The sequence below is a fragment of the Burkholderia sp. BDU5 genome (genome assembly GCF_001522845.1).
GTDB lineage: Bacteria > Pseudomonadota > Gammaproteobacteria > Burkholderiales > Burkholderiaceae > Burkholderia > Burkholderia mayonis.
In genome coordinates, this window is the sequence record NZ_LOWC01000142.1 from 191,516 (window position 1) to 204,883 (window position 13,368).

The 13,368-nt window shown below is 65.0% G+C and carries 11 protein-coding genes; 5 read left to right on the forward strand and 6 right to left on the reverse strand.

All coding sequences use genetic code 11. From position 1 onward, the window contains the following. Position 1 precedes the first annotated feature (1 nt). The gene (locus tag WS69_RS35330; protein ID WP_082716366.1) at positions 2-136 is read right to left on the reverse strand and encodes a hypothetical protein; all 135 of its coding nucleotides are present in this window, start codon (positions 134-136) and stop codon (positions 2-4) included. Positions 137-1,320: 1,184 nt separating this feature from the next. Here WS69_RS35330 and WS69_RS22100 point away from each other — a divergent pair. From WS69_RS22100 to WS69_RS22120, 5 genes are all read left to right on the forward strand, one after another. Further along, positions 1,321-1,953: a hypothetical protein gene (locus WS69_RS22100; RefSeq protein ID WP_059472804.1), complete on the forward strand. Its 633-nt coding sequence runs from the start codon at positions 1,321-1,323 to the stop codon at positions 1,951-1,953. Beyond that, positions 1,940-2,689, forward strand: a complete 750-nt coding sequence (locus WS69_RS22105; RefSeq protein ID WP_059472805.1) for a DJ-1/PfpI family protein — start codon at positions 1,940-1,942, stop codon at positions 2,687-2,689. The genes WS69_RS22100 and WS69_RS22105 overlap by 14 nt, the downstream gene beginning before the upstream one ends. 51 nt (positions 2,690-2,740) lie before the next feature. After that, entirely contained in the window at positions 2,741-4,363 is a 1,623-nt protein-coding gene (locus WS69_RS22110; RefSeq protein ID WP_059472806.1) for a tyrosinase family protein, read from the forward strand. A gap of 120 nt (positions 4,364-4,483) precedes the next feature. Continuing rightward, complete coding sequence (locus tag WS69_RS22115) at positions 4,484-4,918, forward strand: hypothetical protein (protein ID WP_059472807.1); 435 nt, start codon at positions 4,484-4,486, stop codon at positions 4,916-4,918. 470 nt (positions 4,919-5,388) lie between these two features. Beyond that, positions 5,389-5,763 carry a DUF2784 domain-containing protein gene (locus WS69_RS22120; protein WP_059472933.1) on the forward strand — a complete coding sequence of 125 codons (375 nt, stop codon included), beginning with the start codon at positions 5,389-5,391 and terminating at the stop codon, positions 5,761-5,763. Between the two features lie 382 nt (positions 5,764-6,145). On the opposite strand, the gene acnA is transcribed toward WS69_RS22120, so the two are convergent. The 5 genes from acnA to WS69_RS22145 form a co-directional block, all read right to left on the reverse strand. Further along, the gene (gene acnA / locus WS69_RS22125) at positions 6,146-8,863 is read right to left on the reverse strand and encodes an aconitate hydratase AcnA (protein ID WP_059472808.1); all 2,718 of its coding nucleotides are present in this window, start codon (positions 8,861-8,863) and stop codon (positions 6,146-6,148) included. Between the two features lie 51 nt (positions 8,864-8,914). Continuing rightward, on the reverse strand, positions 8,915-10,366 hold the full coding sequence (locus WS69_RS22130) for a bifunctional 2-methylcitrate dehydratase/aconitate hydratase (protein ID WP_059472809.1): 1,452 nt from the start codon (positions 10,364-10,366) through the stop codon (positions 8,915-8,917). Positions 10,367-10,444: 78 nt separating this feature from the next. Further along, on the reverse strand, positions 10,445-10,954 hold the full coding sequence (locus tag WS69_RS22135) for a hypothetical protein (protein ID WP_059472810.1): 510 nt from the start codon (positions 10,952-10,954) through the stop codon (positions 10,445-10,447). 149 nt (positions 10,955-11,103) lie between these two features. Continuing rightward, positions 11,104-12,123, reverse strand: coding sequence for an HpcH/HpaI aldolase/citrate lyase family protein (locus WS69_RS22140; protein WP_059472811.1), 1,020 nt, complete (start codon positions 12,121-12,123; stop codon positions 11,104-11,106). A gap of 190 nt (positions 12,124-12,313) precedes the next feature. Further along, on the reverse strand, positions 12,314-13,297 hold the full coding sequence (locus tag WS69_RS22145; protein WP_059472812.1) for a malate dehydrogenase: 984 nt from the start codon (positions 13,295-13,297) through the stop codon (positions 12,314-12,316). Positions 13,298-13,368: the final 71 nt, after the last annotated feature.

The following is a 13,368-nucleotide window of genomic DNA, read 5'->3' on the forward strand; positions in this document are numbered from 1 at the left end:
GTTACGGACGAAACAGATCGAAACTCGCAAGCGCGACGACGCCGCTCATCGCGATCATCGGCACCGAGTGCCGTCCCAGATAGAGCAGCGCGGCGGCCGACCAGGTCGCAATGAAAAACGCTCCGATTCGCTTCATGATGGATTCGCGGCGAAGGCCGCATCGAAATATGGCACGGATCCTGCCTCCGCGCGTGGCTCGGTACGTGGGCGCGGACGACCGGATGCGGCCCGAGCCGAAGCGACATTATAGGGTTTTCCCTTGGGTCGATGCCTGACGCAATGACGCAGCCGGGAGATTGGATCGTGTGCGTGATGGCGTCGATGCACTCACCCCGTATTGCTCCGAACGCTCGCGGGGCTTTGGGATCGATCGCGTGGGCCAGCAGGATGCGCAGGCCACCGGCGGTGGGGGCACGATGAACATCATCGCGCATGGTCTTCTGTTCATCAGATTTCGATCGTGTCGCTGGAATCGCATGGGAACAATCGACACGCAAAATCCGCGCGATGGCGGCGCGTCGTCTGTGGGGCGCCGACGAAGAGGGCGACACGCGTAATCGTCTCGACAAAGAACGGTGTTCGATCGGCGGCGCATGCGTGGCTGGCGCAGCGAAAGTAAGCGCGAGACAGTGCGAACCAATAGCAACGAGTCCATTCATCGCAAACGCTTTTAACGAAGCACATCGTTACGAAGACTGCTCGGAGCGGTGCGCGCCCAACAGCATGTCGATGCTTCCGTGCCGTTGGCAAGCGGCTCTTCCGCGTCGCAGAAAGTGGTGCGCGGCGCGGCCCGGCCGATCGGCATCGCAAGCCGACCGGGCCTACTACTTCTGGTAGTTGGGGAATCGCTCTGCCGCCGCCTAGATTGATCTGTGATTCGTCGAGTTGAGATGCTTCGACATTCGAATGATCGAGGGAACGGCCGTGACGGCCGGCAACGAAGCATCGTCGACGAGAGATCGCTCATGATCTCGTGACATGTCGCGCGGAGGCGCACGGCATCGTTCGCAGGACGAAACTGCACCGGATACAGAAGGAGGGCGCGAAAGCCCGGAGCGCCGGCAAAAAGGGGGCTGCGCGTTGACGACGCCCGTGCCGAAAGGGGCGCTCGCCGCAGGCGCTGTCGCGTGCGCACCGGGTCCCATTGCATCGAAGCGGAAGGACATGGCGCGAATGCTATGCCTTCGGCGACGATTGTGCGCCGTATCCGTCGTCGATGAAGCGCGATGTCGCCGACGGAAATCGGGCGATCGGAATCGAGACCACGCCGAAGGCGGCCGCGCCAACGAACACGAAGAAATACATGACGGGGATCATCAGATGTTCCGTGCATCCAGCATCGGCTTCGATCGGGCGCGCTCGGTTCGCGTCGTACTGCACGCGTTGGCGGGCTGGGTCGCGTGCGTGCTGCCCATCGCGGCATCGCATACGCCGACGTTCTGGGCATGGAACGCGCTGCCTGCGCTCGCACTTGCCGGCGTCGGGACGATGCGTGCATGGCGAGACGTGCGCGCAGGCGTATTGCCGATCGCAGGCGCGGCCGTGTTGAGCGGCGCGCTGCTTGCGGATTTTGCGTCGACTTATCCGGAGGCAGTGCTTGCACTGTGCAGCCGTGCGTCCTTCGTCGACGATTGGATCCTGCACGTCCGCCTGTTTCCGTTCACCGCCGCGGCGATGCTCGGCTTGAGCATCCTGAGCGTGCACGGCGAGCGAAAGCGCGGCGTCCGCCCGCTCAGGCGGATCGTCGATGTCGCCGTCGCGCTCGGTACGATGATGTTCGCAATGAGCCTGTCGGCCATGCTGCTGACGACGTGGGCGGATCTGGTCGACTGGCCGTGGGGCGCCAATGGACTGGTGTGCTCGATGCTGGTCGGCATGATGCTCCATCACGTCGCAATGCGGGCGATGGACGACGCGATAACGGTGGCGAGGGCGAGCCATGCGATCAACTGACGCTTATCGGATCGGCATCATCGTGTACGACGGCGTAGACCTGCTCGACGTCGCGGTGCCGCGCGAGCTGTTCGACTGGATGGCGCAGATCGAGCCCGACGTGATCCACGATGCGCCGCATCGCGAAGTGCATCTGATCTCATTCGACGGTTCTTCCGTTGCGACGCGCGACCACCTGACGCTTGGTGGCGATTTGCCGAGCTTTCGCGATGTCGAGCAAGTGGATCTGCTCTGGGTGCCCGGCGGCGATCCCGCTGCGCTGCAGCGCTTGATGCTCGATTCGGCGCGCATGGATTTTCTGTCGCGGCAGGCGTCGTTCGCCGATTACGCGGCATCGGTGTGCGAAGGGGCGCTGCTTGCCGCGGCAGCCGGTTATCTGGATGGTTACAAAGCGACGACGCATTGGGCGTTTCTCCCCTGTCTCAGGCTGTTTCCATGCATCGACGTGGCGCCGGACTATCCGCGCTTTGTCATCGACGGCACGCGCATCACGGGCGGCGGCATTTCATCCGGGCTCGATGAGGGGCTGAAGATCGTTGCGCTGCTATCCAACGACGTCGTGGCCGGCAAGGTTCAGCTCAGCATTCAGTACAACCCTTTACCCCCATTTACCGATGGCGATCCGTCGGTCGCCCGTCCGCCCGTTCTTGAGCCGGGCGAGGGCAGCGCGTGCGCGTTTCCCGGCATGGCCGAGACCATCGCGCGCGTGCTCGCAAGACGACGCCGTCATCCGTAAATCCCGAGGCATGCCGAGGGACTACAACGCTACGCGATAAAAGGAGTGGACATGTCTAACTTGAATGGATTGAGAGTGCGCCGGTCGGTGCGCGACCTTCAGAAGCTCTACGACACAGATGAGGACAAGAGGCCGCTCGAAGATCTCGTGCGCGCGTGGGCCGGCATCAAGGCATTGCCGCCGTCGGATCCGAAATCGTTCTTCGCGCTTGGCGGCTATCACGGCGAACCGTTCCAGTATCGCAAGCCGGTGGACGCCTTGCCGCCAGATGACATCTATCCGTATTGGGGCGGCTACTGCAATCACGGCAACGTGCTGTTCCCGACCTGGCACCGGATGTATGTCTACAAGCTCGAAGAGGCGCTCCAGAGCATCGTGCCGGGCGTGTCGATGCCGTTCTGGGACGAGACGGATGACTATACGCTGAAGCACGGGATTCCGTCGATTCTGACCCAGGAGACGTTCGTGCTGGACGGCAAGGAAATCGACAATCCGCTGCGCTCGTTCGTGCTGCCCGAAGCGCTGTCCGATCACCTGCCGGGTGACGGCAACATCTACGAGAAACCAAAAGGGTATGTGACGAAGCGTTACCCGTTGTCCGGCCTCGTCGGCACGCCGGAGGCACGCGAGCAGACGACTATACACAATGCGAAATTCCCGAATCCGAAGAAGAATACCGAACTGCTCAACAGCAACGTGAAGGCATGGTTGCGCGGCAGTTCGCCGACGCCGGAGGATCCCAATCCGACCAGGAACGGCGTCTATGCGAAATACATCCGCTGCCTGTCGGCGCCGAACTACACGGTGTTTTCCAATACGACTTCCGCATCGGTATGGAACAGCTCGAACCCGGGCTACGTGACGCCCGTCGAATCGCCGCACAACGACATCCATCTGTCCGTCGGCGGTTTCGATCTCGGCAACGGGCCCGGCGACGAAGTCGGACAGATCGCCGGCGCGAACGGCGACATGGGGGAAAACAACACGGCCGGCATGGATCCGATTTTCTTTTTCCATCACTGCAACGTCGATCGCATGTTCTGGGTCTGGCAGAAGCAGACGGGGCACACCGACCATCTCGACATCATCCGCGACTATCCGGGCACGAACGCGAGCGATTCGCAAGGGCCGACTCCCGGTTTCGCGCCGGGCGAGGCGCTCGGTCTCAAGACGCCGCTCAATCCGTTCAGGAAATCCAATGGCGACGCCTACATGTCCGAGGACTGCATCAACATCGAGCGCCAGCTCGGATTCACGTACGGGCGGGGTTCGCTCGACGACGTCGCTTCCGAACTGAAGGCGTCGTTGCTGGCCGTACCGAGCGGAAACAGCACGAAGAAGCTGACGGTGACGGGCGTTGACCGCGCGCAGTTCCAAGGATCCTTCATCATGAAGGCGTACGCGGCCGTGACGGACTCGAACGGCAAGACGCGCGAGTATTACCTCGGCCACAAATCGGTTCTGAGCCGCTGGAACGTCGTGCATTGCGCGAATTGCCTGACGCATCTGGACGTCGTCGCGCATTTCCCGTTGAGTGCGATTCCGGCCGACGACGTGCCGAAAGCGAAATTCCGGGTGGAATTCATTCACCGCGGGGGCGGCGTGCCGAGCGCGGCGAGGGCTGCCATCGCGACGGTGGCTGGATTGCAGCCGCAGTTCGAGGTCGCCGACTGAAGGACGGCGAGGGCGCCGTGCGCGTCCTCGCCGATGGTCCGTTTCTTTTTTCCATGTTTTTCCACATGTGCAGCTCCGGTTCGGCGCGCAGGCCGATCCGACGTGACAAAGGAGTGCGACATGAGCTATGACCCGGAAATCGGCAGCCTGGCAGGCATCTGGACGTACCGCAGTTTGATCAACAATCCTAACTTGTCGATGGACTTCGACAAGCTGGAGTTCGGCCGCGCCAACATCCAGATCGACAAGGCGCCGATGGGCGTCTTCAAGGGCCGCATCTATGGCGACGGATGGGAACTGACGCTGAGCGGCTACGTCGACTACGGCGCGCCCAATACCGTGAGGTTCCAGGGGCGCGGCAAGGTGGGCGGCGAGGAGTGGATCTACGACTACGTCGGCTATCTGAGTCCGGCCTGGCCGAACGGCATCAAGCAGCGGCCCGCGCTCGCCGGGTCTATCGTGCGCACCGTGCCGCACTCGAACGGAGCGGGCGGCGTCGCGCCCGCAGGCGTCGTGTGTTCGTGGTATGCGGTGCTCGACAAGCCGGCAAGCTGACGGTCGATCCGACCGCCGCTTGCCGATCGAGACGCCCGGCGTGGCCGGGCCAGGCGCTGGCCGCGCACGCGTTGCTGCGTTGCGCGGCCGTCCAGGAATCAGCTCTTACTCGGTAAGCGCTCGATTCGAGTGCGAACGGCGCAATGCCGCAGCGAGTCCGCACCAGTCGTCGGCAGCGCCTTCGATCGCTATGTCGATGCGCGCCGGCATCGGCGTATGCTCCGTTTTGCGGGACTGCGGCGCTCGTGAGCGCGACGGTCGTCGCCCGGAGCGAAGCGGTGCGCTGGCGGTGGACGATCCGGTTCGTCCTGCGGCCGTTGTCGCACGCGTGGTCGATGTAGCTGCGCCTACCCGCGTCCATCCGCGTGCGCCACGCACCGGCGTCGACGGCATGGCCACAGCAAGCAGGCACCGCATCGACGCGCGGCGACGTCCCGCGCGGCGATCCCGCCGCCCGCTCAAAGGACATCATGGTCTGGCTTGCCGATGCGGTACTCGTCTTGCATGCGCTGATCGTGCTTTTCATCGTCGGCGGACTCGTCGCGGTCTGGACGGGCGCCGCGCTCGGCTGGCGATGGGTGCGCGACCGGACGTTCAGGCTCGTCCATCTGCTTGCGATCGGCGTCGTCGCCGCGTTGGCGGCGCTCGGTATCGATTGCCCGCTGACGGTGCTCGAAGACCGTCTGCGCACCGGTTCGCCGAGTGCGCAGGGCTTCCTGCAGCGCTGGGTCGGCCGACTGCTGTACTACGACTTGCCGGCGTGGGTGTTCACGGTCGCGTACGTGCTGTTCACGCTGATCGTGTGGCTGACGTGGCGCCGGATTCCCGCTCGCCGGAACCGATAGTCGCGGAGGCGACAAAATCGACTCGCGTCGTTGCAAGCGGCTTCGTCCGGCGATCGCGGTTCGGATCGTCGATGGGGTCGATGCACTTCTTCGTTGGCCGAACGACGTCGATGCCGAATTTCGGCAAAACGAGCCTGCCAGATTTCGTAATTGGGTGCGATATCCCGCTGTTCATATATTGATATTCGCGGCATGCGCGCGGCGAGCCGCACTGACCGCACTGACCGCACTGACCGCACTGACCGCGCGAAGCAGGCTCCGCGATCGCACGCGAGGTTTCCGCAGCCGGATGAACCGGCACAAAAAAGCCCGGCCAGGCCGGGCTTCAAATCGACCGCGCACGCATCGCTGCGTCGCGCGGTCCCTGCAAAAAACAGGATGCTTACGCTGCGAGCAGCGAGCGCAGCACGAACGGCAGGATGCCGCCGTGCTTGTAGTAATCGACTTCGATCGGCGTATCGATGCGCAGCAGCACCGGCACGCGCTTCGTTTCGCCGTTCTTGCGATGGATCACGAGCGTGACGTCCTGTTGCGGCTTGAAGTCGTCGCCGAGACCTTCGATGTCGTACGTCTCGTCGCCCGTGATGCCGAGCGACTGGATGCTGTCCGAGCCCTTGAACTGCAGCGGCAGCACGCCCATGCCGACCAGGTTCGAACGGTGGATCCGCTCGAAGCTGCGTGCGATCACGGCCTTCACACCGAGCAGTTGCGTGCCCTTCGCCGCCCAGTCGCGCGACGAGCCCGTGCCGTACTCCTCGCCCGCGAACACGACGGTCGGCGTGTCGGCGTCGATGTACTTCATCGCCGCGTCGTAGATCGACAGCTGTTCGCCGCTCGGCTGGTGGATCGTCAGGCCGCCTTCGACGCGCGTGCCGTCGGCCTTCGCGGGGATCATCAGGTTCTTGATCCGGACGTTCGCGAACGTGCCGCGCATCATCACGTCATGGTTGCCGCGACGCGAGCCGTAGCTGTTGAAGTCGGCCTTCTGCACGCCGTTTTCCTTCAGCCACTTGCCGGCCGGCGAGTCTTCCTTGATCGAGCCTGCCGGGCTGATGTGGTCGGTCGTGACCGAATCGCCGAAGATGCCGAGCGCGCGCGCGCCCTTGACCGTCGCGATCGAATCGGCCGGCTCCATCGAGAATTCGCTGCCGAAGAACGGCGGTTCCGCGATGTACGTCGACTTCGGCCAGTCGTACACCTGGCCGCTTTCGCCTTCGATCTTGCTCCAGAGGTCGCCCTTCTTCGTGAGCTGCGAGTAGTTCTTCTCGAACTTCTCCGGATCGAGCGCGAACTTGAGGAGCGACTGGACTTCTTCGCTCGTCGGCCAGATATCGCCGAGATAGATGTCCTTGCCGCCCTTGCCCTGGCCGACCGGCTCGGTCATCAGGTCGCGCGTGATGTTGCCGGCGATCGCGTACGCGACGACGAGCGGCGGCGACGCCAGGAAGTTCGCGCGGATGTTCGGGTGGATGCGCGCTTCGAAGTTGCGGTTGCCCGACAGCACGGCCGCCGCGACGATGTCGTTCTTCGTGATCGCTTCGTTCAGCTCGGGCGTGAGGTCGCCCGCGTTGCCGATGCAGGTCGTGCAGCCGTACGCGGCGACTTCGAAGCCGAGCTTCGCGAGGTAGGGCAGCAGGCCCGTCTTCGTCAGGTACTCGGTGACGATCCGCGATCCGGGCGCGAGCGACGTCTTGATGTGCGGCGCGACGGTCAGGCCGGCTTCGACGGCCTTCTTCGCGACGAGGCCGGCGGCCAGCAGCACGCTCGGGTTCGACGTGTTCGTGCACGACGTGATCGCGGCGATCAGCACGTCGCCGTTCTTCACGTCGACGCCGTTGCTCGTCTTGTACTCGGCGTTCAGGTCTTCCGCCTTCTTCGCGAAGCCGTTTTCCGCGACGGGCTTCGAGAACAGATCGGTGAACGTCGACTTGACGTTGCCGATCTCGATGCGGTCCTGCGGACGCTTCGGGCCTGCGAGCGACGGTGCGACCGTCGACAGATCCAGCGTCAGCGTCTTCGTGTAGTCGATGTCGCCCGCCTTCGGAATGCCGAACAGGTCCTGCGCCTTGAAGTAGTTCTCGAACGCGGCGATTTCCGCCTTCGTGCGGCCCGTGCCCTTGAAGTAGTCGATCGTCTTCTCGTCGACCGGGAAGAAGCCCATCGTCGCGCCGTATTCCGGCGCCATGTTCGCGATCGTCGCGCGGTCCGGCAGCGCGAGCGTCTTCGTGCCAACGCCGAAGAACTCGACGAACTTGCCGACGACCTTCTCCTTGCGCAGCATTTCGGTGATCGTGAGGACCAGGTCGGTCGCCGTTACGCCTTCGCGCAGCTTGCCCTTCAGCTCGACGCCGACGACGTCCGGCGTCAGGAAGTACACCGGCTGGCCGAGCATGCCCGCTTCGGCTTCGATGCCGCCCACGCCCCAGCCGACGACGCCGATGCCGTTGATCATCGTCGTGTGGCTGTCGGTGCCGACGAGCGTGTCCGGGTAGTAGACGGTGTCGCCGTCGTCCTTCTTCTTGTGGACGCCGCGCGCGAGGTACTCGAGGTTCACCTGGTGGACGATGCCGACGCCCGGCGGCACGACCTTGAACGTGTCGAATGCCTGCATGCCCCACTTCATGAACTGGTAGCGCTCGTTGTTGCGCTGGAATTCCAGCTTCATGTTCAGGTCGAGCGCGTCCTTCTGGCGGAAGTAGTCGATCTGGACCGAGTGGTCGACGACGAGATCCACCGGGACCAGCGGCTCGATCTTCTTCGGATTCTTGCCCGCGCGCTTCGCGACGCCGCGCATCGCGGCGATGTCGGCGAGGAGCGGCACACCCGTGAAGTCCTGCAGCACGACGCGCGACACGACGAACGGGATTTCGTCGACGCGCTTCGCGTTCGGCTTCCAGTTGGCCAGCTGCTCGATGTGCTCTTCGGTGATCTTCTTGCCGTCGTAGTTGCGCAGCACGGACTCGAGCACGATCCGGATCGAGACCGGCAGGCGCTCGATCTTCGTCTTCAGTTCCTTGCCGAGCTTCGGCAGCGAGTAGAACTTGCCTTTGCCGGAACCGCTGTCGAATTCCTTGAGTGTTTTGTGGAGATTGTGGGCCATGGTGATTTCCTGGGTTTGAGGCTAGGAAAGAAGAAGTCCTGTATCTGACGGCTATATCACATACAGATCGACGTACTCATCGACCGGCATCGCTTCGAGCTTTGCCTGGTCCAGCGACACGTCGAGAATCGCTTGTTGCTGCTTCGCCGGGAAACGGCGCGCGAGATTCGTCCTGAACTTGTCGATGAGGAGCGGAATCCCGTCGGCGCGCCGCCGCATATGGCCGATCGGATACTCGACCGCCGCCTCGGCGAGCGTCGATCCGTCGTTGAACTCGATCGCGAGCGCGTTCGCGATCGAGCGCTTCGCCGGGTCGTGGTAATCCTTCGTGAATTGCGGGTCTTCGACGCACGCGATCTTCGCGCGCAGCGCGTCGATCCGCGGATCGGCCGCGATTGCGTCCTCGTAGTCGGCGGCCGTCAGGCGGCCGAACAGGAGCGGCACGGCGATCATGTACTGGATGCAGTGATCGCGGTCCGCCGGGTTCGCGAGCGGGCCCTGTTTGTCGATGATGCGGATTGCCGCCGCGTGCGTGCGCACCGAGACGCGGCGGATCTCGTCCGCCGTGCGGCCGGCGGCCGCGAGCTGCGCGTGCAGCGTCATCGCGGCCTCGACGGCCGTCTGCGCATGGAATTCGGCCGGATACGCGATCTTGAACAGCACGTTTTCCATCACGTACGTGCCGTACGGGCGCTGGAAGCGGAACGGCCTGCCGCCGAACGACACGTCGTAGAAGCCCCAGGTCTTCGCGGTCAGCGCGGACGGATAGCCCATCTCGCCCGTCCTCGCGATCAGCGCGAGGCGCACGGCGCGCGATGTTGCATCGCCTGCCGCCCACGACTTGCGCGAACCGGTGTTCGGCGCGTGGCGGTAGGTGCGCAGCGCCTGGCCGTCGACGAACGCGAGCGACAGCGCGTTGATCAGCTCGTCGCGCGACAGGCCGAGCAGGCGGCCGACGGCCGCGGTCGACGCGACCTTCACGAGCAGCACGTGGTCGAGGCCGACCTGGTTGAACGAATTCTCGAGCGCGAGGCAGCCCTGGATCTCGTGCGCATGGATCATCGCGACGAGCACGTCCTTCATCGCGAGCGGCCGCTTGCCGGCCGCGATCGCGGTGCGCGACAGCCAGTCGGCCGTCGCGAGGATGCCGCCCAGATTGTCGGACGGATGGCCCCATTCGGCCGCGAGCCAGGTGTCGTTGAAGTCGAGCCAGCGGATCGCCGCGCCGATGTTGAATGCGGCCTGCACCGGATCGAGCTGGAATGGCGTGCCGGGCACCTTTGCGCCGTGCGGCACGATCGTGCCCGGCACGATCGGCCCCAGCAGCTTGGTGCAGGCGGGATACGACAGCGCTTCGAGCCCGCACCCGAGCGTATCGATCAGGCAGTGGCGCGCGGTTTCGAGCGCGAGCGCACTGTCGATGCGATGGTTCAGCACGTAGTCGGCGATATCGACCAGCACTGAATCCGGCGCGGGCCGGACGTTCGGGATTGGGGCGGACATCGAAGCTCCTGTCGACCAGAGCCGGCGCTTCAGCGCTTGCTCTGGTCCCATGCAAGATGGTTGCTGTCGGGATCGACCTCAGTTCGCCGGCTTCAGCTCGTTCGACTGGGTCGGCGCGACGGCGTTGCCGGCCGCCATTTCGGGCGTCTGGCATTCGTCGGCGAGGCGGCTGTCGTCCTTGTCGCTGAAGAGCATGGCCTTCGTCGGGATCACGACGAGCTTCATGCCGCTTGCCGGGTCGTAGAACACGTCCGCGCCCGTCGTCGTCTGCTGACGGGGCAGCTTGTAGTTCTTGTTGGCCCAGTGGACCGTGACGATCTGGTCGCGCTTCATGTCGCCCGCGAGGTCGTACGACAGGCCGTCCTTGCAGGACCACTTGACCGCGCCTTCCGGCACCGGATCGGTTTTCGCGGCCGCGCGCGCCTGCGCCTTCTTGCTGCGCGGGATCAGGTGACGCTTCGGCGCGGGGCGCTTCGGCGTGGCTTTCTTCGCGGTGGTGGACGAAGCCTGGGCGAACGCGCTCGGCGCCGCGGCCAGCATCGTGGCGGACAGCGCGCCGATGACGGTGGCGATCAGCAGTTTCTTCATGGAGTCAGAACCTTACATTTAATCGTTAACAAGGGCGGACGCACAGCTCGTCCACCGGGTTGAACTGCACGCGCCCCGGAAGCGCGCAGCGGCCGCTATTTTCACCTATTTGGCCCGTCGAATTCAGTTTTTGCGCGCTCGTGCACCGTTCATGCTTCGCGTCGCTCCGCCGCCGGTTCGTCCGCGCGTCGAAAGAGCGGCGCCGATTCCGCCGGCAGCGGCTGGCCGGTCGCCCGCGCGCGGCGCAGCACTGACCAGTAGTAGCGGTAGCTCGCCCGGTCGTGCAGCGCGTCGTCGTGGCGCGTCGGGCCCCAGTCGGCCGCCTGCGCGGCAAGCAGGATCTCGGTCGCGCGCACGATTTCGCCCGCGCGCGGCGCAAACGCCGCGACGATTTCGCGGATCTGCGCCGGATGGATGCTCCACATCCGCGTGTAGCCGAATTCCTCGCGGGCGCGGCGCGCGTCGTCGGCGACGACGCGCATGTCGCGCACCTCGGTCGTCACATTGTGCGATGGGGTCTTGCCGTGCGCATGGCACGCGGCGGCGATCTCGAGCTTCGCGCGGCGCACGAGCGGGTGGTCGAACTGGCCGGGCGCGCGCATCGCGTCGTCCGGAATCGCGCCGTGATGCGCGGACACGAAGTCCATCAGGCCGAAGCTCAGCGTCGCGACGGTCGGCAGCGCGGCGATTTGCGCTGCATCGGCGAGCGCGCCGTGCGTCTCGATCAGCACGTCGACGGGGATCGGCTGCGCGATGCCGAGCTCGCGGCGGGATGCTTCGATGAACGCGCACATCTCGGCCGCGTCGGCCGCGCCGCCGACCTTCGGCAGCGTCAGATAGGCGAGCGGGCGCGCCGCGCGCAGGACAATGCGGACGTCGTCGCGCCAGTGAGGGTGGGAAATGTCGTGGATCCGGGCGCCGACGCGCCCGAAGCGGTTCGCGTCACCGCCGACGAGCGCCGCGACGAGCGCCGCGTGCTCGGCTTCGCGGCCGACGGCGGCGCCGTCCTCGCAGTCGAGCGTGATGTCGAAGACGGGGCCGAGCTCGGCCTGCAGCGCGAGCGATTTCAGCATCAGCTTCTCGCTGCCCGCGTAATGATCGCAGCACGGCGGGATCGCGGGCGGCGCAACGCCTTCGTACAGCACTTCTGCGGGTGTGAGCGCGGACATCTGTTCTTCTGCGTCAGGTCAGGATCTGGGCCAACGTGGAACATCGGATTCGTGCGGGCTCTGGGGCGGCGCCGATGCGTGGCGCCAGGCGCAAAGCCCGTGCGAATCGGATTGCCGGCGGGGCCGGGCGTCGCGCCCGGCCCCGCCGGCCGACCGGTCCGCCGCAGCGCGGCAGACCGGTCGAAGGGCATTACTTCAGCAGGTGGGCGACGCCGTCGCGCTCTTCGAGCAGCTCGGCCAGCGTGCCGTCCATCTTCTCGCGCGAGAACGCGTCGATTTCGAGACCTTCGACGCGCTTGTACTCGCCGTTTTCGCAGATCACCGGCACGCCGTAGATGATGTCTTCGGGGATGCCGTACGAGCCGTCCGACGGGATGCCCATCGTGACCCACTTGCCGTTCGTGCCGAGCACCCAGTCGCGGACGTGGTCGATCGCCGCGTTCGCCGCCGACGCCGCCGACGACAGGCCGCGCGCTTCGATGATCGCCGCGCCGCGCTTGCCGACGGTCGGGATGAACGTGTCGCGGTTCCAGGCATCGTCGTTGATCAGCTTCAGCAGCGATTCGCCTTCGGCGGTCGCGAAGCGGAAGTCGGGGTACATCGTCGGCGAGTGGTTGCCCCACACGGCGAGCTTCTCGATCGACGCGACCGGCTTGCCCGACTTGGCCGCGAGCTGCGACAGCGCGCGGTTGTGGTCGAGGCGCAGCATCGCCGTGAAGTTCTTCTTCGGCAGATCCGGCGCGGACTTCATCGCGATGTACGCGTTCGTGTTGGCCGGGTTGCCGACGACCAGCACCTTCACGTCGCGGCTCGCGACTTCGTTCAGCGCGGCGCCCTGAACCGTGAAGATTTCCGCGTTGGCCGACAGCAGATCCTTGCGCTCCATGCCCTTCGAGCGCGGGCGGGCGCCGACCAGCAGCGCGACGTCGGCATCCTTGAACGCGACCTTCGGGTCGTCGGCGATCACGACGCCTGCGAGCAGCGGGAACGCGCAGTCGTCCAGTTCCATCACGACGCCTTTGACGGCGGCTTGTGCTTGCGGGAGGTCGAGCAGTTGCAGGATGACCGGCTGGTCCTTGCCGAGCAGGTCGCCGTTCGCGATGCGGAACAGCAGCGAGTAAGCGATTTGACCTGCGGCGCCGGTGACGGCAACGCGCTTTGCGGGCTTAGCCATTGAGAAATCTCCAGGACATTGAGCGTGGGACGCTAGGGAAAACGCCATTTTATGCGCGTTACACGAAGCGT

Bases quoted from the DNA above. Each gene is read 5' to 3' on its own strand.
- WS69_RS22135 (WP_059472810.1), bottom strand. From the start codon at position 10,954: ATGAAGAAACTGCTGATCGCCACCGTCATCGGCGCGCTGTCCGCCACG.
- WS69_RS22140 (WP_059472811.1), bottom strand. From the start codon at position 12,123: ATGTCCGCGCTCACACCCGCAGAAGTGCTGTACGAAGGCGTTGCGCCG.
- WS69_RS22110 (WP_059472806.1), top strand. From the start codon at position 2,741: ATGTCTAACTTGAATGGATTGAGAGTGCGCCGGTCGGTGCGCGACCTT.
- WS69_RS35330 (WP_082716366.1), bottom strand. From the start codon at position 136: ATGAAGCGAATCGGAGCGTTTTTCATTGCGACCTGGTCGGCCGCCGCG.
- WS69_RS22120 (WP_059472933.1), top strand. From the start codon at position 5,389: ATGGTCTGGCTTGCCGATGCGGTACTCGTCTTGCATGCGCTGATCGTG.
- acnA (WP_059472808.1), bottom strand. From the start codon at position 8,863: ATGGCCCACAATCTCCACAAAACACTCAAGGAATTCGACAGCGGTTCC.
- WS69_RS22100 (WP_059472804.1), top strand. From the start codon at position 1,321: ATGTTCCGTGCATCCAGCATCGGCTTCGATCGGGCGCGCTCGGTTCGC.
- WS69_RS22115 (WP_059472807.1), top strand. From the start codon at position 4,484: ATGAGCTATGACCCGGAAATCGGCAGCCTGGCAGGCATCTGGACGTAC.
- WS69_RS22105 (WP_059472805.1), top strand. From the start codon at position 1,940: ATGCGATCAACTGACGCTTATCGGATCGGCATCATCGTGTACGACGGC.
- WS69_RS22145 (WP_059472812.1), bottom strand. From the start codon at position 13,297: ATGGCTAAGCCCGCAAAGCGCGTTGCCGTCACCGGCGCCGCAGGTCAA.
- WS69_RS22130 (WP_059472809.1), bottom strand. From the start codon at position 10,366: ATGTCCGCCCCAATCCCGAACGTCCGGCCCGCGCCGGATTCAGTGCTG.